This window comes from Pseudomonas sp. P7548 (assembly GCF_013386585.1).
In the GTDB taxonomy this organism is placed as follows: domain Bacteria; phylum Pseudomonadota; class Gammaproteobacteria; order Pseudomonadales; family Pseudomonadaceae; genus Aquipseudomonas.
Genome location: NZ_JACARO010000158.1, coordinates 1 through 1,008, shown reverse-complemented (window position 1 = coordinate 1,008; position 1,008 = coordinate 1). Strand labels below are relative to the sequence as shown.

2 protein-coding genes are annotated in these 1,008 nt (G+C 62.6%); one reads left to right on the top strand and one right to left on the bottom strand.

Annotated elements, in window-relative coordinates; translation table 11 throughout:
• The coding region (locus HX803_RS31800; RefSeq protein ID WP_178926030.1) for an MBL fold metallo-hydrolase at window positions 1–637 on the bottom strand (637 nt) is incomplete at its 3' end.
• Between the two features lie 104 nt (window positions 638–741).
• On the opposite strand from HX803_RS31800, the gene HX803_RS31795 reads away from it, so the two are divergent.
• A partial coding sequence (locus HX803_RS31795; RefSeq protein ID WP_178926029.1) for a LysR family transcriptional regulator occupies window positions 742–1,008 on the top strand: 267 nt, incomplete at its 3' end.

Sequence of the window (1,008 nt, the reverse complement as noted above, 5' to 3'; positions counted from 1 at the left end):
TGCGCTTGAGGGTGGTCAACCAGTCGGCATGGGATTGGGCGGTCTGGGTGTCAGCCATCCACACGTGGGTGTTTTCAAACACCACCACGCCACCGACCACGGCCTTGATCGATGGGATCCACACAAAGGTGCGGTCCGGTTGCGGGCCGTCCAGGCCGACCACTTCCAGCGCCTGGCCTTCAAGCGTCAGGGTGTGGCCTTGCAGCACCTGGGGGATGACCAGCTTCGCCGGTTTGTCGGCGCCCAGTTTCGGGCCCCAGAATGCGAGTTTTTGCTCGGCGGTCGCCTTGATGTGGTCGACCACCGGCTGCGAGGCCAGCACCTTGGCGTCGGGGAAGGCGGTGGTCAGGACGTCGAGGCCGAAGTAGTAGTCCGGGTCGCCGTCGCTGACGTAGATGGTGGTCAGGTGCTTGCCGCTGGCGCGGATCTTCTGCACCAGGTCTTGCGCCTGGCCATTGCCGAACTGCGCATTCACCAGGATGACGTCATGCTCGCCACTGACCAGTACCGAACTCACCGGCATCATCGCCGAGGTGCCCGGGTTGTAGGCATCGAGCGTCAGGTCCGCGGCAGCGGCGTGGGCAGCAAAGGCCAGGGCGGCCATCGCGGTGGCCAACCGTTTGAAGGTCGAGATCATGTGCAGCTCCAGCGAGGGATAAGTGATGCACAGAGCTTAGTTGCACTAAACGTCACAAAAAATGCCATGCTTGAACATAGTTTGTTTCTAAAACCGGGCAAATCATGGACCGTCTTCAAGCAATGCGGGTGTTTGTCAGCGTAGTCGACCTGGGCAGCCAGTCGGCGGCGGCCGATCATCTGGACCTGTCGCGGCCGGTGGTGTCGCGCTACCTGGCTGAACTGGAAGACTGGGTGGGCGCACGCCTGATGCACCGCACCACGCGCAAGCTGAGCCTGACGACGGCCGGCAGTGAAATGCTGCCGCGCTGCCGACAGATGCTGGAGTTGTGCAACGACATGCAGGCTGCCGTCACCGAGCCCGATGAAGCC